The following is a 20,785-nucleotide window of genomic DNA, read 5'->3' as shown; positions in this document are numbered from 1 at the left end:
TTCAAGGGCCTCTTCGCGAGCAGGCTCGCTCCCACAGGAGTGTTTTGTATGCCCGGGGTTCCTGACACACCGCAATTCCATGTGGGAGCGAGCCTGCTCGCGAAGGCAATGCACCTGACAAAACCGTCTTAATGCAGCCGCTTGCGACACATCAATTGCGCCATCTTCGCGGTGTCCGGACGCTCGACGATGCCCTTCTCGGTGACGATGGCATCAATCAGGTCAGCCGGGGTGACGTCGAACACCGGGTTGAACGCATCAACCTCCGCGCCGACCCGCTTGCCGCCAACTTCCAGCAGTTCGCGCCCGTCGCGTTCTTCGATCGGGATGTCTTCGCCACTGGCCAGGCTCATGTCGATCGTCGAACTCGGCGCCACCACCATGAAACGCACGCCATGATGCATGGCGCAGACCGCCAGTTGATAGGTGCCTATCTTGTTCGCCACATCACCGTTGGCGGTGATGCGATCGGCGCCGACGATTACCCAGGTCACACCCTTGGTCTTCATGATGTGGGCGGCAGCGGAATCGGCGTTGAGGGTCACCGGGATGCCCTCGTTGGCCAGCTCCCAGGCCGTGAGGCGCGAGCCCTGCAGCCACGGACGGGTTTCGTCGGCGTAGACCCGCTCGACCATCCCCTCGATGAATGCACCGCGGATCACCCCCAGGGCCGTACCGAAGCCACCGGTGGCCAGGGCACCGGTATTGCAATGGGTGAGGATGGCCTGGGCATTGCCCTGATGCTTGCGGATCAGGTCGACGCCGAGCTGGGCCATGGTCAGGTTGGCTTCACGATCACTTTCGTGAATGGCGATAGCCTCGGCCTCAAGGGCAGCCAGCGGCTCTGCATGCGTTTTCAAGCGCACCAGCCGGTCACGCATCCGATCCAGGGCCCAGAACAGATTCACTGCCGTCGGCCGGGACTCGGCCAACAAAGCGAAATCAGCCTCCAGCGCCGCTTCCCAGTCCCCACCCTCGGCCATCCTCGCCCGTGCGGCCAACACCACGCCGTAAGCCGCACTGATGCCGATAGCCGGCGCGCCGCGCACCACCATCGCGCGTATGGCCTCGGCCACGCCGGCCGCACTGGTGTAGGCAATCCAGTTTTCCTCGAACGGCAAAACACGCTGATCCAGCAGGTAAAGGGCGCCATCCCGCCAATCGATGGCCTTCACCTTCTCCGCAGCCAACAGTTGATCGCGCATCCTACACTCCGCACTCTTGAACAAAGCCGCCGATTATAGCGATCCCTGCATGATGACGCTCGGGTATACTTCGCCATCCTTTATAACCCACGGAACCGATCCACGATGCCCAAGCCTGCCGTTGCGCTCGACTTATTATTGCTGCCAACCTGGTTGGTGCCTGTCGAACCTGCCGGTGTAGTACTCAAGGATCATGGCCTCGGCATCCGCGACGGTTGCATCGTGTTCCTCGGCCCAAGGGCCGAAGCCCTGAGATGCGAGGCTGCCCAGGTCCGCGAATTGCCGGGCATGCTGCTCAGCCCGGGCCTGATCAACACCCATGGACATGCGGCGATGACCCTGTTCCGCGGCTTGGCCGACGACCTGCCCCTGATGACCTGGCTCGAACAGCACATCTGGCCGGCCGAGGGCAAATGGGTCGACGAGGACTTCGTGCGCGATGGCACTGACCTGGCGATCGCCGAGCAGATCAAGGGCGGCATCACCTGTTTCTCTGACATGTATTTCCACCCCAAGGTTGCCAGCGAACGCGTCCATAACAGCGGCATCCGTGCGCAAATCGCCATTCCGATCCTCGACTTCCCGATTCCAGGGGCCGCCAGTGCCGACGACGCCATTCGTCAGGGCATCGAATTGTTCGGCGACCTCAAGCACCATCCACGGATCAAAGTCGCATTCGGCCCGCATGCGCCCTACACCGTGGGCGACGAGAACCTGGAGAAAATCCGCGTGATTGCAGAAGAGTTGGACGCGGCCATTCACATGCATGTTCACGAAACCGCCTTCGAAGTTCAGCAGGCCGTGGATAACACCGCCGAGCGGCCGCTGGCTCGCCTGGGGCGACTCGGCCTGCTGGGGCCACGTTTTCAGGCCGTGCACATGACTCAGATCAGCGATGACGATCTGGCCTTGCTGGTAGAAAGCAATTGCAGTGTGATCCATTGCCCGGAATCGAACCTGAAGCTGGCCAGCGGTTTTTGCCCGGTGGAGCGGTTGTGGCAGGCCGGCGTCAATGTCGCGGTCGGCACCGACGGCGCGGCGAGCAACAACGACCTGGACCTGCTGGGGGAAACCCGCACTGCTGCCCTGTTGGCCAAGGCTGTCGCCGGCTCGGCCACGGCCCTGGATGCCCATCAGGCGTTGCGCATGGCCACGCTCAATGGCGCGCGGGCGCTGGGTATAGAGGGCACCGTCGGTTCCCTGGAAGTCGGCAAGGCCGCCGACCTCGTGGCCTTCGATCTGTCGGGACTGGCACAACAACCGATCTACGACCCGGTGTCGCAGTTGATCTACGCCACCAGCCGCGATTGCGTGAAACACCTGTGGGTGGCCGGCAAGCCGTTGCTTGAGGACGGCCAACTGACCCGCCTGGACGAACCGCAACTGACCGCCACGGCCCAGGCCTGGGGTCGCCGCATCAGCGGTCACGACGAATAACCATGCCTCTTGAGCCACGGCTCGGGGCAACTGACTTTTTCAAGTTTTTCGAGGATCTGCACATGAGCAACGTCGACCACGCCGAAATCGCCAAATTCGAAGCCCTGGCTCACCGCTGGTGGGACCGCGAAAGCGAATTCAAGCCGCTGCACGACATCAACCCGCTGCGGGTCAACTGGATCGACGAACGGGTCAACCTGGCCGGCAAAAAGGTACTCGACGTCGGCTGCGGCGGCGGCATTCTCAGCGAAGCCATGGCCCAGCGCGGCGCGACGGTGATGGGCATCGACATGGGCGAAGCGCCGCTGGCGGTGGCGCAATTGCATCAATTGGAATCCGGCGTCAGTGTGGAATACCGGCAGATCACCGCCGAAGCCTTGGCCGAGGAAATGCCCGCCCAGTTCGACGTGGTCACCTGCCTGGAAATGCTCGAACATGTGCCGGACCCCTCCTCGGTCATCCGCGCCTGCTTCCGCATGGTCAAGCCCGGTGGACAGGTGTTCTTCTCCACCATCAACCGCAACCCGAAGGCGTACCTGTTCGCTATCATCGGCGCGGAATACATCATGAAACTGCTGCCACGGGGCACCCACGACTTCAAGAAGTTCATCCGCCCTTCCGAGCTGGGCGCCTGGAGCCGCGCGGCAGGCCTGACCGTCAAGGACATCATCGGCCTGACCTACAACCCGCTGACAAAGCACTACAAGCTCGCCGCCGACGTTGACGTCAACTACATGATCCAGACCCTGCGCGAGGAATAAGTCGATGCGTCTCAAAGCGGTTCTCTTCGACATGGACGGCACGCTGCTCGATACCGCGCCGGACTTCATCGCCATCTGCCAGGCCATGCGCGCCGACCGTGGCCTGCCACCGATGAATACGCAGCACATTCGTGACGAAATTTCCGGTGGCGCCCGCGCGATGGTCGCGGTGACCTTTTCCATGGACCCGGAGTCACCGGGCTTCGAGGATCTGCGCCAGGAGTTCCTCGACCGCTACCTCAAGGGCTGCGCCGTCCACAGCCATCTGTTCGACGGCATGGCCGAGGTACTGGCCGATATTGAAGCGGCCAACCTGATCTGGGGCGTGGTCACCAACAAACCGGTGCGCTTCGCCGAGCCAATCATGCAGCAACTGGGCCTGGCCGAACGCTCGAAGGTACTGATCTGCCCCGATCACGTGAAAAACAGCAAGCCGGACCCAGAGCCGCTGACCCTGGCGTGCAAGATGCTCGACCTGGACCCGGCCAGCGTGTTGTTCGTCGGCGACGACCTGCGGGACATCGAGTCCGGGCGCAGCGCCGGCACCAAGACCTGCGCAGTGACCTACGGCTACATCCACCCGGACGACAACCCCAGGCACTGGGGCGCGGACGTGGTGATCGATCATCCGCTGGCGTTGCGCGAAGTGCTGGATAACGCGTTGTGCAGTTGCTGAACTGACTACTTCGTGTGGCAAGACAAGTAAGTAGATTTTTTGTGGCGAGTGGATTTATTCCCGCCGAGGTGCGAAGCGCCTCCAAGAGATGTCAGTCACTGCGTTGTATCAAGCAATACGCAAGGGGTCGCTTCGCGACCCAGCGGTGATAAATCCCCTCGCCACAATACAACCCGTCGCCACACCGTGCATCACCACGCATCGTTATGTTTCGTGAGGTTTTTATGTTTGATTATTCCGCCCGCCCCGACCTGCTCGCCGGCCGGGTCATCCTGGTCACCGGTGCCGGTCGCGGCATCGGCGCGGCTGCCGCCAAGGCCTACGCCGCCCACGGTGCCACCGTGCTGCTGTTGGGCAAGACCGAAGCCAACCTGATCCAGGTCTACGATGAAATCGAAGCGGCTGGCCATCCACAGCCGGCGGTGATTCCATTCAATCTCGAAACCGCCCTGCCCCATCAATACGACGAACTGGCGGCCATGATCGAAGCCGAGTTCGGTCATCTGGACGGCCTGCTGCACAACGCCTCGATCATCGGCCCGCGCACACCACTGGAACAGCTGTCCGGCGAGAATTTCATGCGGGTGATGCACGTGAACGTCAACGCCATGTTCATGCTCACCAGCACCTTGCTGCCTCTGCTCAAGTTGTCCACGGATGCGTCCGTGGTGTTCACCTCAAGCAGCGTTGGTCGCAAGGGTCGGGCGTACTGGGGCGCTTATGGGGTGTCCAAGTTTGCCACCGAAGGGCTGATGCAGACCCTGGCCGACGAAGTCGATACCGTCGCGCCGGTGCGTGCCAACAGCATCAACCCTGGCGCCACCCGCACGAGCATGCGCGCCCAGGCCTATCCGGGGGAAAATCCGCTCAATAATCCGACACCGGAAGAGATCATGCCGGTCTATCTGTACTTGATGGGACCGGACAGCAAAGGCGTCAACGGCCAGGCCTTCAACGCGCAGTAAAAACTCGCCCCTACGTTGCGGCGGTTTACCGTCGCAACGCTCGAATTCTTCGGTAGCAAGCCAGACGAACCGCCAAAGCCATGTCGCGCAACGCCGGGGGGATATTCGTGTTTTTTTCACTTCATTGATTTGTAATGGATTTTTCCGAAGTGAACAGACTGGCACGACTTTCGCTCTAACCCTTCCAAACACGCCATGTCCGGCGGGGAACGGAGATAGATACGAGGCCTGCGTCAGCCAAGGAAAGCAGACTAAACTCAAATCAGCATCCTATGGGACTGACGGGACGGTACGACGCGCAGCCCAAAGCCCCCCTCACCCAGCCTGCCAGGACAGATTTGCTTAGGGGCTCACGCCAAATGAAAACGCCCATCCAGACCAACGCGATTGATTTCGACAGCGCCAAACTGCAGCGCCTGGGCTTCGGTCAGCCGTCACCGCTCGTCGCGCGGTCCGTCAGTCTTTCGCAACTGCGCCAGCAATTGAGTCAGCAATTGCAGACCAGCCTGGAACCACAACGGATCCTGGGCTTGTTTTTCCGCGAGGTTCAACGACTGGTGCCCCTGGATGCACTGGCCTATCAACACAAGCCCAGCGATCTGCGACTGGAGTTCGGTCAACGCGGACATCATCTGCTCAGCTACAACCTCAGCCATGAAGACGAACAGTTGGGCGAATTGGTATTCCGTCGCAATCAGCGTTTTAGCGACGCGGAGCAGAGTGATCTCGAGTCAGTGATGTCCACCCTGTTGTTTCCACTGCGCAACGCCCTGCTCTACCGCGCCGCAACCCAGAGCGCCCTGCGCGACCCGTTGACCGGAACCGGCAATCGCATCGCCATGGACCAGGTCATGGGGCGGGAAATCGACATGGCCAGGCGTCACATGCAACCGTTGTCGCTGCTGATGCTAGACATCGATCACTTCAAGCGCATCAACGATACCTATGGCCACGGCGCCGGCGATGAGGTGCTCAAGGCCGTTGCCGAGTCGATCAAGGATCAGTTGCGCAACGTGGACATGGTGTTCAGGTTCGGCGGAGAGGAGTTTCTGATCCTGCTTTCCAATACCGGTCGGGAAGCCGCTGCCACGATTGGCGAGCGATTGCGCTATGCCGCCCAACTGCAGGATTATTTCGCAGCCGGCGTCAGGATTGAGCTAACGGTCAGCCTCGGCTGCGCGACGCTGCTGCCGGGTGAGTCCATGGAAAGCCTGCTCCGCCGGGTCGACAGCGCGTTGTATGTGGCCAAGCGCGAGGGGCGGAATCGGTTGGCAATGGCGGGTTGATTGAGAACACGCGAGCCAGACTGAGTGCGGGAGCCGCACGCGAAGGCGGTGGCATGTTCAATATTTCTACTAGCTGGCCCACCGCTATCGCGAGCAGGCTCGCTCCCACAGGGATACGATGTGAGTCTGATTACATCAAACAATAATGTGGAAGCGAACCTGTTCGCGACAGCGATCCGATAGCCAACCTCCCCGTTGGCTGACCGCACCTCTTTGCAGGCAGACCCGCTCCCACATCGTCAGCTAGGCGTCAGCTCCCGGCCAGCGCCAGGCGCTCGCGTGGGGATGCCGACTTTTCGGCGACCTCCGACTGTTCCAGTTGCATGCAACGCTCCAGAAACAGATACATGTAATCGTAGCTTTTGCACACCGCCTGGCGCAGTTCGGTCTGCAATGCCTGGCTCGGATTCATGCCCCCCAGGGTGCAGATGATTTCCAGCGCTTCCCACGGGTGGGCGTCGTCGTACTGGGCGTGCATCTTCAGCCATTTCATGGCTCGCTTGCGATCTTCCTCGGCGAAGGCCGCCGCATAGATGCCGCTGGAACACACCAGCGCCGACCACTCCCCGGTCGCGCCTTCAATCGCATAGTTGGTCGCTGCGATGGCCACGATCAACGAGTCCGAAGAGCTGGTATGCCAGCACCAATGGCTCAACGCGTGGAGTTCGGGCGGTACCTGCTGTGCCTGCAGATCCTCCAGCGTCACACCGTGGGCGGCGCTCCAGTTCACCCAATAGTCGGCGTGATTGAGTTCGACACGGATGTTGCGCATCAGCCAACGACGGGCCATGTCCTCGCCGGGATGGCGGGCAAAGCGGGTCTTGGTGAGGTTCTGTGCCATGTATAAGGCGAACTGTTCAACAACCGGCCAACCACCGATGAGGTAGTGGCGCATGGTCTTGGCGCTGAGCTTGTTGTCGCGCATGCGTTGATACAGCTCGTGTTCGACAACCCGGCGCTTGCTCTCGCCGCAATCGGCAATGAGCTGCTGTGCCCATTTCGGATAGCTTTTGGCGTCCATGAGCGGGCCTGTTCGGTTGAATGTGTCGATCACTGTCGGGCTCCTTTTGATTGTGATTTTTTTCCGGATCAACAAGAGGCTCAGCGGAACGTGCCGGGGGCCTTGAATAACAATGGCTGGGGCCGGGCCGGCCTGCATTGCAACGTGTCACAGGTAAACAACTGCGGGCGCTCGATGACATACCCCTGAGCGTAATCCACTCCAATCTCCAGCAATGCCTGCTCGATCTGGGCAGTTTCCACAAACTCGGCAATGGTGCGCTTACCCATGACGTGGCCGATGTGGTTGATCACCTCGACCATTGCACGGTTAATCGGGTCGTCCAGCATATCCTTTACGAAACTCCCGTCGATCTTCAAGAAGTCTACAGGTAAATGTTTCAGGTAAGCGAATGAAGACATTCCGGCGCAAAAGTCGTCCAGCGAGAAGTAACAACCCAAGCTCTTGAGTTCATTGATAAAGCGAATGGCACTGCCCAAATTCGAAATAGCGCTGGTCTCTGTAATTTCAAAACAAATCATTTCCGGTGGAATCGAATACGCCGCGAACTGTTGACGCAGGAAGTCGAGAAATGCCTGGTCTCCGATAGTCGTGCCTGACAGATTGATCGCACACATCGCCATGGGGCCCTGCCGCGAATCGTTCAGGCACTGGCGGATGATCTTGAAGACATTTTCCACCACCCAACGGTCCAGGGACGTCATCAGGCCATAGCGCTCCGCCGCTGGAATGAAGCTGTCCGGCAAAATCATCCGTCCAGCTTCATCGTGCAGGCGCAACAGGATCTCAATATGCCCGCCGCCATGGTCGCCAGGCCCCAGGGCGGCGATTTCCTGGGCATAGAGGCAGAAGCGGTTTTCCTCCAGGGCCATGTGCAAGCGCTGGACCCAGGCCATCTCACCGAAGCGCAGGGACAGCTCCGAATCGTCGGCATGGTAGACCTGGACTCGATTGCGGCCTTTTTCCTTGGCCATGTAGCAGGCCATGTCGGCGGCACGCAGGGAAGCTTCCAAAGTCGTCGGGTTCTGGGCGATGTGCACCAGGCCGATGCTCACGGTGGTCACGAACGGCCGGCCTTTCCAGACAAAGTGCAGGTTCTGCACGGTCTGGCGCAGCCCTTCGGCGATCTTCTCCGCGGCCTCCGGCGAACAGTTCTCCAGCAAGATACCGAACTCATCCCCGCCCAACCGGGCCAGGGTGTCGTTTTCCCGCAGGCCCGATTGCAGCAACGCGCAAATGTGCCGCAACAATTCGTCACCCGCCGCGTGGCCACAGGTGTCGTTGACCAGCTTGAACTGGTCCAGGTCGAGGAACATCAAGGCATGGCGCCCGGCCTGGCGCGTCAGGTTATGCAGGGCCTGCTCCAGCCGGTACTCGAATTCCCGGCGATTCGCCAGGCCGGTCAGCGCATCATGGGTAGCCTGCCACGACAGGTTGGCAATGTACTGGCGCTCCTGGGTCATGTCGTGCAAGACCAGTACGGCGCCGCTGACCTTGCCCGCATGGCGGATCGGCGCACCCACCAGAGTCACCGACACCGTACTGCCATCCAGGCGCTGGATCAGTTTGGAATGTTCGCTGCCGCCACCGAGCCGGTCACTGAGAATGTGTTCGATCAGCGTCAGGCTTTCGGTCTGGGCATTGTCGTCAAGCAGATTGAACAGCGCGGCCAAGGGCAGCCCGGTGGCATGCTCGGCCTTCCAGTGGGTCATCGCCTCGGCGGCGGGATTCATGTATGCAATGGCGCCTTCGACGTCGGTAGTGATGACGCCATCGCCAATGGATTGCAAGGTGATCTGCGCACGCTCCTTCTCCAGTTGCAAAGCGTTGGCGAACACCTGTCGCTGGGCCAGCAGCTTGTGGGTACGTAACAACGCCAGGACGATGAGCCCCAGCGCGGTGGCAAAGTTGATCACCAGCAACAGGCGCAGAATAAAGCGCGATCCCTCACCCAGCGCGTCGCTGAAAGCCTTGGCTGCTGGGGTTACGGAGTCGTTGATGGCAAAGATCTGCGCCTTCCAGCCCCGGATATCGGCCTCTGAAGCACTCCCTTCGGTAATGCTTTCGTGCATCTGCCGGGCGACATTATCCAACTCGATCAGATAACCGTCGCCCACCGTCCAGAGATCGATGGCTTCTTCCAGATAACTGAAATGACGGAAATTCAGATAGAGCCAGATCACGCTGGCCACATCGTCCGGGTGGTTTCCCCCCTGGAGGATACCCGCCCGCGCCGCTTCCAGGTCAGGTGGTTGACGATCCAGTGCCACCCGCAAGTCATGCCCGCCCTCGGGCACGGCTATGGCTTGCTGGTATTTGCGGAAAATCGCCTCATCACGGCTGTCGGCGTAGAGGTTGAGGTAGTAGATAGCGTCTTTCTGCCCCTTGGACCAGAGGCTTTCCCCCGCTACATAGCCGCGAACTGCCGACAATACGTAGAGACTGACGCCCCCGAGCAATGCCTGAAATAGCACAACGGCAATGAAGGGCCAGACGATGCCCAACAACCGAGGCGTTCCGAGAGTCCGCTTTTGCTTCATGAGGTCCCTTGCACAGGCATTGCCAATGAGCACCCGGGGAAAATCCGCTTCTGATTCCAGAGCCTAGGCCAGTTTTCGACCCTTGGAACGGCTGGATCGGAGAATCGACAGGCTTTGGGTGGAAATTCGAAGAAACCGGGGGCGTTCAGCTGACTTTTTTGGATACTAAGCGCAGAAAATCACAGGAAACTCAAGGCTGCTGTATCTGTTGCAAATGACCGTAGAGTCGCGCGTACAGGCCACCCTCGGCGATCAACTGCAAATGGTCGCCGTCTTCGGCGATTTGCCCCCCGTCGAACACCAATACCCGATCCGCCTGTTTCACGGCTGATAACCGGTGGGCGATGATCAGCGTGGTGCGCCCGCTCAGGAAACGCGACAGCGCCTGATGGAGGTTGTACTCGGTGGCGGCGTCCAGTGCAGAGGTCGCTTCGTCGAGAATCACCACCCGCGGCTCGGCCAATACCATGCGGGCAATGGCCAGGCGTTGACGCTGTCCACCGGACAGCCGCACCCCGGCACGCCCGACCACACTGTCCAGCCCTTGGGGCAACGCGCGCACCGTGGTATCGAGTTGGGCAATGGTCAATGCCCGCCAGCAGGCCTCGTCGCTGCAGTCGCGCCCCATGGAGAGGTTGGCTCGTACCGTGTCGTTGAACAACGCAGGATGCTGCAACACAACCGCGACATTTTCCCGGATGGTTTCCAGGCCGATTTCCTGCTGCGTGGCGCCGCCAAACCGGATACTGCCCGACTTCGGTGTATACAGGCCCAGCAATAGCTGCACCAGGGTGCTCTTGCCGCCACCGCTGGCGCCAACGATGGCGACCTTTTCGCCGGGGGAGATGGACAGGTTCAACTGATCGAGCACCAGTTCCTCACCATAACCGAAGCTCAGCCCCTGGATGTCGATGCCCACGGTATCACGGCCTTTGAACGGATCGATGCCGCCGCTGTACTGCGGCTCGTCGGCCCGGGCCAGGAGTTCGTTGATACGGCTCAATGCGCCGCCGGCCGCATAATAGGCGTATTGCAGGTTCAATAGCTGCTCCACGGGACCGATCATGAACCAGAGGTAGCTGAACACCGCCAGCATCTGGCCGATGGACAGGTCGGAAAACAGCACGGTGAGCATCGCCGCCGCACGAAAAATGTCGATGCCGAACTGAAACAGCAAGCCACTGGCGCGACCCGACGCGTCGCTTTTCCACTGGGAATTGACCGCATAATCACGCACCTCCCGGGCGCGCTGGCCCAGGCGTCCGAGGAAAAAGCCCTGGCGGTTACCGGCACGCACCTCCTGGATCGCGTCCAGGGTTTCGGTCAATGCCTGGGTGAAGCGCGAGGTGCTGTCGTTCTCCAGCTTCTTGAGGTGCTTGACCCGCTTACCCAACTGCACCGTGGCATAGATCACCAGTGGATTGAACAACAGGATCAGCAGCGCCAGTTTCCAGTGCATCCACATCAGGATGCCGGCGGTGCCCACCAGCGTCAGCATCGCCACCAGGAAACGGCTGAGGGTTTCGCCGACGAATTTATCCAGGGTGTCCAGGTCGGTGACCAGGTGAGCGGCCACGGTACCGCTGCCCAGGCTTTCGTATTCACCCAGGGAAATACGCTTGAGACGCCCGATCAGGCGGATACGGATGCGATAGACGATGTCTTTGGCGAGCCCGGCAAACAAGCGCGCCTGTAACACGTTGAACAGCAACGCGCCGCACCGAAGGGTCAAGGTCGCCAGCAGCATCAACCCGATATAGCCGGCAGCACTCTGCCAGCCCGTCGGCAAGGCGTGGTTCATCACCTTCAGGGCGGCGTCGCCACGCCCCAACAGCACTTCGTCCACCAACAGCGGCAAGAGCAAGGGGATCGGCACACTGCACAGCGTCGCCAGCACGGCCACGCCGTTGGCAATCCACAGGGCTTTCTTGTGTGTGAAGGCCAGGCGACGGATTTCCGCCCAGCTCAATCGATCGACGCGCTGTGGCTCAGAAGTGCCATCCGGCAGGTCAGGCACAGGCCGCGCGCTCCAGCCAGCGGCCAAGCAATGGAGACAGCTGGCTCAAGGGCTGATAACCGTTGGTGAGCAAGGCGAGTTGCCCGTCGCGCTCGGCCAGTAGCGTGGGGAATCCGGCAATGCCGAGGTCCTGCACCCAGGTGAAATCCGCAGCGGTGGCAGCATGTTGATCAGCGCTGTCAAACGCCGCGGCAAATTCAATGCGTGGCAACCCGGCCTGTTCGGCCAGTTCCACCAGGACGCTGGCACGGGTCACGTCGCGACCTTGCACATAAAAAGCCTGCTGGATCAGCTTCAGCAACTTCCAGGCCAGGTCCGGTGCCAGGCTACGGGCCGTCACCAGCGCCCGGCAGGCCGGCTCGGTGTCATAGACAAAACCGTCCGGCAACGCGCCCTCCAGCTTGAACGGCTGGCTGGTGGCCTCGGTGACAGCCTGCCAATGCTCCAGGATGTAACGCCGGGTAGTGGGCTCCAGGGCCGAACCGCTGCCCGTGCGCAAACCACCCACCACCAGATGCAGTTCCACACCCCGGGCCCGCGCCTGCTCGACCAATGCTTCGGCCACCGGCGCGAAGCCCCAGCACCAGGAACACATCGGGTCCATGACATACAGCAGGCGTGGCGGCATGGTTCAGGCCTCGGAGGATGATTGCTTGTAGTTGTAGCCGATCGGGTGCGGCATGTTGCGAGCCTTGGCCAGTTCGATCTGCTTTTGCCGGTCGATGGCGCTGCGGCGAGTCTTCTCGCTCAGCTTGTCCCAGCAATGCGGGCAACTGATGCCAGGCACATAGTGCTCCGAAGCGCGATCCTCCAGGCTCACCGGTGTACGGCACGCATGACATTGATCGTAGTCGCCTTCGCTGAGATCGTGGCGAACGGTCACGCGGTTATCGAACACAAAACAGTCGCCGCGCCATTTGGTTTCTTCCTGGGGAACCTCTTCGAGGTATTTCAGGATGCCACCCTTGAGGTGGAAGACCTCGTCGAAACCCTGGCTGAGCATGTAGCTGGAGGCCTTTTCACAGCGGATGCCGCCAGTGCAGAACATCGCGACCTTCTTGTGCCGGGCCGGGTCGAAGTTGGCCTTGATGTAGTCGGGAAACTCGCGAAAGCTGGTGGTCTTGGGATCGATTGCGCCTTCGAATGTCCCGATGGACACTTCGTAGTCGTTACGGGTATCGATCAGCAACACTTCCGGATCGCTGATCAGCGCGTTCCAGTCCTGGGGTTCGACATAGGTGCCGACCTGCTTGTTCGGATCCACGCCTTCGACGCCGAGGGTGACGATTTCTTTCTTGAGCTTGACCTTGGTGCGGTAGAACGGCTGCTCGTCGCAGTACGACTCCTTGTGATCGATGTCGATCATGCGAGGGTCGTTCTTGAGCCAGGCCAGCAAGCCGTCGATGCCTTCGCGGGTACCGGAGACCGTGCCGTTGATGCCTTCTTCGGCGATCAGCAGAGTGCCTTTGATACCGTTATCGAGCATCGCCTTGAGCAAGGGCTCACGCAGCTCGACGTAATCTTCCAGGGTGACGAACTTATACAGTGCCGCCACGACAATGGGTTGTGTCATGGGTGTTTCTCCAGGTGGCTACCCTCGTAAAGGGTGAACCGGATGCAAAAAAAACGCGCCGGGTCAGCGGCGCGTTGCGGATTCTAACAAAAACATTGGCGTTACAGGACTGGATTCCAACTCTGCGAAGGGGTTTATCCCGCCTGAACCAATCTGGAGGAGCTGCCGAGTGCAACGAGGCTGCGATCTTGTCCCTGACAGTTGAATCGCGAGCACTCAGATCAAAATCAAAAGATCGCAGCCTGCGGCAGCTCCTACCCGCCACCGGCACAGGTCGGTGAAGCCGGGGCGGCGTCGATTTGTGCCCATTCTTCGGGGGTGTAGGTGTGCAGCGCCAATGCATGGAATTCGCCCATCAGCTCACCCAGCGTGCCGTAGACCTTCTGGTGGCGCTTGACCCGATTAAGCCCCTCGAACTGCCGACTTACCACCACCGCCTTGAAGTGGGTCTGCAGCCCACGGCTGTGCATGTGGCTTTCATCCAGCACCTGCAGATGCTCGGGCTGCAGGAGGCCGAGTGTCGATTCGATGCGTTGTTGCATGCTCATACCTGGCTCCGTTTAAGGCTTCTTCTTGGCAGGGGCAGCAGCTTTCGGCTCGAGCTCGGCGGTCATGTCCGCCAGCAGCTTGTTCACCACCGGCACCGCGCTTTCAAGCTTGGCCTGGGTGAGTTGGGCCGACTGCTGGGTCAGCTGTGGCATTTTTTCCAGGACTTTCTTGCCCAGAGGCGACTGGTAGAAGGCCACCAGGTCCTTGAGCTCCGATTCGCTGAAGTTGGTGGTGTAGAGCTTGACCATGTCCGGCTTGAGCTTGTTCCAGCCAATGGCTTGGTCAAGCGCGGCGTTGGCCTTGGCCTGGTAGGTTTCCAGGGTGGCTTTTTTCGACTCGGGAGCCTTGGTCTGTTCGAAGCGCTGGGCAAACATCTGCTGCACCTGCATGTACACCGGAGTGCCCAGTTTGTCGGCGTGTGCCAAGGTCAGGAACGCTTCGGCGCTGGCGTTGTGGCTGGCGGTATCGGCGAGAACAGGACCGCTGGCACACACCAGAGCAACTGCGGTACAGATGGCGCGAAGACGGGTCATCGAGTTTCCTTATCTAACTGGCGAGGTAAAACCTCAAGGGCGGTCATTCTGCGCCTAAAAAACGCCGGTCCTCAACCCCGGCGCTTGCCGTCTCCGATTGACGGACCGAACCGACCACTCCTAGATTGAGGGAACCGGCGCCGCCCCACAGGGCCTAAACTGCGCATTCAGACCTATCAGGAGTTTGACCCAATGAGCCGTATCGAAACCGACAGCCTTGGCCAGGTTGAAGTCCCGGAGGACGCCTACTGGGGCGCCCAGACACAGCGTTCCATGATCAACTTCGCCATCGGTAACGAACGCATGCCACTGTCGGTGCTGCACGCCCTGGCCCTGATCAAGAAAGCCGCCGCGCGGGTCAACGACCGCAATGGCGACTTGCCCGCCGACATTGCCCGATTGATCGAACAGGCCGCCGATGAAGTACTGGCCGGCCAGCATGACGATCAGTTCCCGCTGGTTGTCTGGCAGACCGGCAGCGGCACCCAGAGCAACATGAACGTCAACGAGGTGATCGCCGGGCGCGCCAACGAGCTGGCGGGCAACCCCCGCGGCGGCAAGACCCCGGTGCACCCCAACGACCATGTCAACCGCTCCCAGAGCTCCAACGACTGCTTCCCCACGGCCATGCACATCGCTGCCACGCAGGCCGTCCATCAGCAATTGTTGCCGGCCATCAGCGAATTATCCGGCGGGCTGGCGGAACTGGCGGCGCGCCACATGAAACTGGTCAAGACCGGCCGCACCCACATGATGGACGCCACGCCGATCACATTCGGCCAGGAGTTGTCGGCCTTCATCGCCCAGCTCGACTATGCCGAACGGGCAATCCGCGCCGCGCTGCCGGCGGTCTGTGAACTGGCCCAGGGCGGCACGGCGGTCGGCACCGGGCTCAATTCGCCCCACGGTTTCGGTGAAGCGATTGCCGCTGAGCTGGCGGCGCTGTCCGGTTTGCCGTTCGTCACCGCGCCAAACAAGTTTGCGGCACTGGCGGGGCATGAGCCGCTGACGACGCTTTCCGGCGCACTGAAAACCCTGGCCGTGACCCTGATGAAAATCGCCAACGACCTGCGCCTGCTGGGCTCCGGCCCTCGGGCCGGCTTCGCCGAAGTGAAATTGCCGGCCAACGAGCCGGGCAGTTCCATCATGCCCGGCAAGGTCAACCCGACCCAGTGCGAAGCCTTGTCGATGCTGGCCTGCCAGGTCATGGGCAACGACGTGACCATCGGCTTTGCCGCCAGCCAGGGCCATTTGCAGTTGAACGTGTTCAAGCCGGTGATCATCCACAACCTGCTGCAATCGATCCGCCTGCTCGCCGACGGCTGCAGCAACTTCCAGCAACATTGCATCGCCGGGCTCGAGCCCGATGGCGAGCAGATGGCGGCGCACCTGGAGCGTGGGTTGATGCTGGTGACGGCGTTGAACCCGCATATCGGCTACGACAAGTCCGCCGAGATCGCCAAGAAAGCCTACAGCGAAGGGCTTACCCTGCGCGAGGCAGCGTTGCAGTTGGGCTATCTGACCGATGAGGAGTTCGATGCCTGGGTGCGACCGGAAAACATGCTGGAGGCCGGTAGCCAGGGCTGAGTTTTCTGCTGGCAGACAGTCCGTCTTCGCGAGCAAGCCCGCTCCCACATAGGTCTTCATTGAACACAAGTTGTATGTTCGACCAAGATCCATTGTGGGGCTTGCTCGCGAAGAACGATAACTCGGTCTATCGCCCTACCGCCAACCGCTCACGCCGGGCCCTGAGCCCGGCAATCAGCGAAGGCCCCAACGCCACCAACGCTGAGCCCACCACCACCAGCACGGCCCCGCCATACCCCAACAGATTGATCTGCTCGGCATGCACATAATCGGGCCACCACCAGGCAGCCACGGCTACCGCAGCGAAGGTCACCAGCGGCGTGATCGCCAGGGTCGCGCTGACCCGTGAGGCTTCCCAGTGAGCCAGCGCCTCGGCAAATGCGCCATAGGCAATCAGGGTGTTGAGGCAGCAGGCAAACAACAGCCAACCTTGCAAAGGGCTCAGTTGCAGCGCTTCCAACGGATGGACCCACGGCGTGAGCAGCAACGCGCAGAACAGATAGATCACCATCATTACCTGCAACGAATTCCACACCGTCAACAACTGCTTCTGACCCAATGCGTAGAACGTCCAGACAGCCGACGCCAGCAACACCATCAAGACCCCGGCGGTGTATTCGCTCAGGGAGGTCAGCAACTCGGCAAGACGCTGGTTGAAAAACAGCGTGAAGCCGATCAGCAGCACCATCAGGCCCATCCCCTGCCCCAGGCTGAAACGCTCCTTGAACACAAAGAGGCTGGCGACCAACAACAGGATAGGCCCCATCTGCACCACCAACTGCGCGGTGCCGGGGCTCAAGCGACTCAGCCCCATCAGGTACAACACGTAGTTGCCGACCAGCCCCAGCACCGCCATGGCCACCAACCAGCCGCCGCGCGGACCAAGCACCTTGCGGCTGGGCAGGCGTCGGGTGGCAGCAAGATAGATGAAGAGCAAACCGCCGGACACCAGCAAGCGAAACCAGGTCACGGTGACCGGGTCCATCACTTGCAGTACCTGTTTGAGCTTGATCGGCAGGATTCCCCACAACAGCGCGGTCAACAGGGCGAGGAACAGGCCGTAGACCCAGCGACCGGACGAAATGTGCATGCAATCCCCGAGGCTCAAGAAAAGAGCGACTATTCTAGGGGGAGAAGCGTCGGCGACACAGGGACAGTTACGCACTAACAGTTCGAAGGTCGTTCGCGAGAAGGATAGATGGCACATTGCCGCCCATCGGCTGAGCAAGCGCCAGTTGATGTCAACGAATAAACTTCACACAACCGATATTTACGCTTCTTGGAGCCCCCATGCTTGGCAAACGCGCCCAGGACCTCGCCCCTGCGATGGTCTTTCCCAGTGACCGGATCTGTCGGATAAACGGTGAATTCTATTTCAGTACCCGGGAAGGAACCCAGGAAGGACCGTTTGCCAGTCGTGAGGCTGCAGAACAAGAAGTCGCGGCGTATATAGAGCGGGTGCAGAAGGCGCTTGAGATCGCCAGCTGACCCCCGCCCAGCCTGTGGCGAGGGGATTTATCTGTGGCGAGGGGATTTATCCCCGCTGGGCTGCCAAGCAGCCCTGCAGCTGACTCAATCTATCTGATACACCGAGTCGCCTGGTTTTGGGGACGCGTCGCGCGCCCAGCGCGGATAAATCCCCTCGCCAAAAATAGTGTCTTTTCTCAGCTTCGCGTTTAACGCACAGCCTCGAACAACCCCGTCGCTCCCATCCCACCGCCCACGCACATGGTCACGATGCCATAGCGCAGGTTGCGCCGTTGCAGCTCCCGCACCAGATGTCCGACCTGGCGCGAACCGGTCATGCCGAACGGATGGCCGATGGCAATCGAGCCGCCGTTGACATTGTATTTTTCATTGTCTATTTCCAGGCGATCACGGCTGTACAGGCACTGGGACGCGAACGCCTCGTTGAGTTCCCACAAATCGATATCGGCGATCCGCAGCCCCTTGGCCTTGAGCAGTTTCGGCACCGAGAACACCGGACCGATGCCCATTTCATCCGGCGCGCAACCGGCCACGGTGAAGCCGCGGAAAAAGGCCTTGGGCCTGAGTCCCAGCGCCAGGGCCTTTTCCAGGCTCATCACCAGGGTCATCGAAGCGCCGTCGGATAGCTGCGATGAGTTACCCGCCGTCACCGAACCGTCTTCGGCGAACACCGGCTTCAGGCCTTCCAGGCTTTCGTAGGTGGTGTCCGGGCGGTTGCAATCGTCGCGGTCAACCACGCCGTCAAGCATCTGTACCGCACCGGTATTTTTATCCTCCACCTTGTACTTGACCGCCATCGGTACAATCTCGTCATTGAACAACCCGGCCGCCTGGGCCTGGGCAGTGCGCAGCTGGCTCTGCAAGGCGTAGCGATCCTGCGCTTCGCGGCTGACCTGGTAACGGCGGGCGACAATTTCGGCGGTCTGGCCCATGGGAAAATAGATCCCGGGTACCTGTTCCTTGAGCAGCGGATTGATCAGGTTGTCGGTGTTGACGCTTTTCATCGTCAAGCTGATGGACTCCACCCCGCCGGCGACAATGATGTCGCTGCAACCGGAAGCGATCTGGTTGGCGGCAATGGCGATGGCTTGCAGGCCCGAGGAACAGAAGCGGTTGAGGGTCATGCCAGCGGTGCCGATACCCAGGTGGGAAAGCACCGCTACGTTACGACCTATGTTGTAGCCCTGAGCACCCTCGTTGGAGCCGGCACCGACGATGCAATCTTCGACGCTGGCCGGGTCGATGTCGTTGCGCGTCAACAGTGCATTGACGCAATGGGCCGCCATGTCATCCGGGCGGGTCATGTTGAACTTGCCGCGAAACGACTTGGCCAGGCCGGTCCGTACGCTGTCGACGATCACTACTTCACGCATGGCTGTTCCTCATTGTTGTAGGCGGTCAAGAATGGATCGAGCATAAATCCACCCCATAACCGACTGCGACAATCATTCACCCCGCATATGCGACCTCATCGCGAGCGGCCTGTACGGTTAACCCACGTGCACGAATCAACCCTAAAGGCCCATTGGCTATTTCTTGCGAGCCAGTTTCTCGCTGCGCTTGAAAGCCGCCTCCAGCGCTTCGCTGAGGGTGCGCAATACCTTGACGCGCGCCCAGCGCTTGTCATTGGCCTCTACCAGGGTCCAGGGAGAGATTTCGGTACTGGTGCGGTCGACCATGTCACATACCGCCGACCGGTAGGCGTCCCACTTGTCACGGTTGCGCCAGTCATCCTCAGTGATCTTGAAGCGCTTGAAGGGGATTTGCTCGCGCTCCTGGAATCGCTCGAGCTGAGTCTCCTTGTCGATGGCAAGCCAGAACTTGACCACCACCACACCGGCGTCGGCAATCTGCTCTTCGAAATCATTGATCTCGCCATAGGCCCGCAGCCAGTCGGCCCGACTGCAAAAGCCTTCGACCCGCTCCACCAACACCCGGCCATACCAGGAACGGTCGAATACGGTGAATTTTCCCCGCGCCGGAATGTGCCGCCAGAACCGCCACATGTAAGGGTGGGCACGCTCTTCTTCGGTGGGCGCGGCTATCGGCACGATGCTGTACTGGCGTGGATCGAGCGCCGCGGCAACCCGCCGGATCGCTCCCCCCTTGCCGGCCGCATCGTTGCCTTCGAACACCGCCACCAGGGCGTGTCGACGCATGCGTTTGTCCCGCAGCAAGCCGGCGAACCGGGCCTGCTCGGTGATCAGTTGTTCCTCGTAATCGTCCTTGTCCAGGCGCAAGGTCATGTCCAGGCTGTCGATCAGGGTCACCTGGTCATCCAGCGCCGGTAGCGGTGTCACGTTGACTTTTTCCGGTCTGGTCTTCACCCGGTCAAGCGCATGGCGCATGCCTTCGAGCAAGATCCTGCCCACCGTGAGGCTGCGATAACAGGTGTCCACGCCTTCGATCACATGCCACGGGGCGTAATCTCGACTGGTCCGGCGCAACACCCGCTCGCCGTACTTGACGAACCTGTCGTAGGTCTGGGATTGCTGCCAGTCCAGTGGACTGATGCGCCAACTGTGCAACGGATCATCCTTGAGCCCCTTGAGCCGGGCTTTCATCTGCTTCTTGGACAGATGAAACCAGAACTTGAAGATCAGCGCGCCTTCATCGCAGAGCATTTTTTCCAGGCGCTCGGCGGCATTGATCGCCTGATCGAGCCGAGGGTCCTTGAACTCGCCGTGAACCCGCCCCTGCAACATCTGGCTGTACCAGTTGCCAAAGAAAATCCCCATGCGCCCCTTGGCCGGCAACATCCGCCAGTAACGCCAGGCCGGTGGCCGCGCCAGCTCTTCGTCAGTCTGCTGGTCGAACGTGCGCACCTCGATCAACCGCGGGTCCATCCACTCGTTGAGCAACTTCACCGTCTCGCCCTTGCCCGCGCCCTCGATACCGTTGATCAGCACTATGACCGGGAAGCGGCTTTGCTGATGCAACTCGAATTGGGCTTCGAGCAGTGCTTCACGCAGAGCCGGCACTTCGGCCTCATAGGTGTCTTTATCGATGGCGTGACCGATTTCGGCGGATTCGAACATAGGCAGCTCCTTCCTGGGGTTGGGGCAAGACTAGCGGATTGGACGCCGTCCGGTGTAGAGCCGAACGCGGAGCGTCCGTAGAGGCATTCCCACGCGGAGCGTGGGAACG

General features: G+C 60.6%; 18 protein-coding genes. 7 read left to right on the top strand and 11 right to left on the bottom strand.

Features of this window, described 5'->3' with window-relative positions:
• Positions 1 to 128 precede the first annotated feature (128 nt).
• Complete coding sequence (gene mtnA / locus QZH45_RS09920) at positions 129 to 1,205, bottom strand: S-methyl-5-thioribose-1-phosphate isomerase (protein WP_024778722.1); 1,077 nt, start codon at positions 1,203 to 1,205, stop codon at positions 129 to 131.
• 105 nt (positions 1,206 to 1,310) lie between these two features.
• Here mtnA and QZH45_RS09915 point away from each other — a divergent pair, with 105 nt between their 5' ends.
• From QZH45_RS09915 to QZH45_RS09895, 5 genes are all read left to right on the top strand, one after another.
• Complete coding sequence (locus QZH45_RS09915; protein ID WP_024778721.1) at positions 1,311 to 2,642, top strand: TRZ/ATZ family hydrolase; 1,332 nt, start codon at positions 1,311 to 1,313, stop codon at positions 2,640 to 2,642.
• 62 nt (positions 2,643 to 2,704) lie between these two features.
• The gene (gene ubiG, locus QZH45_RS09910; protein WP_024778720.1) at positions 2,705 to 3,403 is read left to right on the top strand and encodes a bifunctional 2-polyprenyl-6-hydroxyphenol methylase/3-demethylubiquinol 3-O-methyltransferase UbiG; all 699 of its coding nucleotides are present in this window, start codon (positions 2,705 to 2,707) and stop codon (positions 3,401 to 3,403) included.
• 4 nt (positions 3,404 to 3,407) lie between these two features.
• A complete protein-coding gene (gene mupP, locus QZH45_RS09905; protein ID WP_024778719.1) occupies positions 3,408 to 4,079 on the top strand; it encodes an N-acetylmuramic acid 6-phosphate phosphatase MupP in 672 nt (223 codons plus the stop codon).
• A 224-nt stretch (positions 4,080 to 4,303) separates the two neighbouring features.
• Positions 4,304 to 5,044, top strand: coding sequence for a YciK family oxidoreductase (locus tag QZH45_RS09900; protein WP_024778718.1), 741 nt, complete (start codon positions 4,304 to 4,306; stop codon positions 5,042 to 5,044).
• Positions 5,045 to 5,403: 359 nt separating this feature from the next.
• Complete coding sequence (locus QZH45_RS09895; protein WP_053193652.1) at positions 5,404 to 6,330, top strand: GGDEF domain-containing protein; 927 nt, start codon at positions 5,404 to 5,406, stop codon at positions 6,328 to 6,330.
• 250 nt (positions 6,331 to 6,580) lie between these two features.
• Here the strand turns inward: QZH45_RS09895 and QZH45_RS09890 are convergent, their stop codons facing one another.
• From QZH45_RS09890 to QZH45_RS09860, 7 genes are all read right to left on the bottom strand, one after another.
• Complete coding sequence (locus QZH45_RS09890) at positions 6,581 to 7,351, bottom strand: TenA family transcriptional regulator (protein WP_392396945.1); 771 nt, start codon at positions 7,349 to 7,351, stop codon at positions 6,581 to 6,583.
• An 80-nt stretch (positions 7,352 to 7,431) separates the two neighbouring features.
• Positions 7,432 to 9,891, bottom strand: a complete 2,460-nt coding sequence (locus tag QZH45_RS09885; protein WP_024778715.1) for an EAL domain-containing protein — start codon at positions 9,889 to 9,891, stop codon at positions 7,432 to 7,434.
• A 190-nt stretch (positions 9,892 to 10,081) separates the two neighbouring features.
• The gene (locus QZH45_RS09880) at positions 10,082 to 11,908 is read right to left on the bottom strand and encodes an ABC transporter ATP-binding protein (protein ID WP_024778714.1); all 1,827 of its coding nucleotides are present in this window, start codon (positions 11,906 to 11,908) and stop codon (positions 10,082 to 10,084) included.
• On the bottom strand, positions 11,901 to 12,536 hold the full coding sequence (locus QZH45_RS09875) for a DsbA family protein (protein WP_024778713.1): 636 nt from the start codon (positions 12,534 to 12,536) through the stop codon (positions 11,901 to 11,903). Before QZH45_RS09875 ends, QZH45_RS09880 begins: the two co-directional genes overlap by 8 nt.
• Before the next feature lie 3 nt (positions 12,537 to 12,539).
• A complete protein-coding gene (locus QZH45_RS09870; RefSeq protein ID WP_024778712.1) occupies positions 12,540 to 13,481 on the bottom strand; it encodes a rhodanese-related sulfurtransferase in 942 nt (313 codons plus the stop codon).
• A 254-nt stretch (positions 13,482 to 13,735) separates the two neighbouring features.
• Positions 13,736 to 14,029 (bottom strand): BolA family protein, encoded by a 294-nt coding sequence (locus QZH45_RS09865; protein ID WP_024778711.1) that lies wholly within the window; start codon positions 14,027 to 14,029, stop codon positions 13,736 to 13,738.
• A 12-nt stretch (positions 14,030 to 14,041) separates the two neighbouring features.
• Positions 14,042 to 14,563, bottom strand: a complete 522-nt coding sequence (locus QZH45_RS09860) for a DUF2059 domain-containing protein (RefSeq protein WP_024778710.1) — start codon at positions 14,561 to 14,563, stop codon at positions 14,042 to 14,044.
• 192 nt (positions 14,564 to 14,755) lie between these two features.
• On the opposite strand from QZH45_RS09860, the gene QZH45_RS09855 reads away from it, so the two are divergent.
• Positions 14,756 to 16,150 (top strand): class II fumarate hydratase, encoded by a 1,395-nt coding sequence (locus QZH45_RS09855; RefSeq protein WP_053193658.1) that lies wholly within the window; start codon positions 14,756 to 14,758, stop codon positions 16,148 to 16,150.
• A gap of 127 nt (positions 16,151 to 16,277) precedes the next feature.
• Here QZH45_RS09855 and QZH45_RS09850 read toward each other — a convergent pair whose 3' ends face one another.
• Positions 16,278 to 17,240, bottom strand: coding sequence for a DMT family transporter (locus tag QZH45_RS09850; RefSeq protein ID WP_053193660.1), 963 nt, complete (start codon positions 17,238 to 17,240; stop codon positions 16,278 to 16,280).
• Positions 17,241 to 17,440: 200 nt separating this feature from the next.
• Between QZH45_RS09850 and QZH45_RS09845 the strand changes: the two genes are divergently transcribed.
• The gene (locus QZH45_RS09845; protein ID WP_024778707.1) at positions 17,441 to 17,638 is read left to right on the top strand and encodes a DUF6316 family protein; all 198 of its coding nucleotides are present in this window, start codon (positions 17,441 to 17,443) and stop codon (positions 17,636 to 17,638) included.
• 188 nt (positions 17,639 to 17,826) lie between these two features.
• Here the strand turns inward: QZH45_RS09845 and QZH45_RS09840 are convergent, their stop codons facing one another.
• On the bottom strand, positions 17,827 to 19,011 hold the full coding sequence (locus QZH45_RS09840; protein ID WP_024778706.1) for a thiolase family protein: 1,185 nt from the start codon (positions 19,009 to 19,011) through the stop codon (positions 17,827 to 17,829).
• A 156-nt stretch (positions 19,012 to 19,167) separates the two neighbouring features.
• On the bottom strand, positions 19,168 to 20,676 hold the full coding sequence (gene pap, locus QZH45_RS09835) for a polyphosphate:AMP phosphotransferase (RefSeq protein ID WP_024778705.1): 1,509 nt from the start codon (positions 20,674 to 20,676) through the stop codon (positions 19,168 to 19,170).
• Between the last annotated feature and the right edge of the window lie 109 nt (positions 20,677 to 20,785).

The organism is Pseudomonas corrugata, assembly GCF_050920615.1.
Classification (GTDB): domain Bacteria; phylum Pseudomonadota; class Gammaproteobacteria; order Pseudomonadales; family Pseudomonadaceae; genus Aquipseudomonas; species Aquipseudomonas corrugata.
The sequence above is the reverse complement of the archived record's forward strand: the minus strand, read 5'-3'. Positions and strand labels throughout refer to the sequence as shown.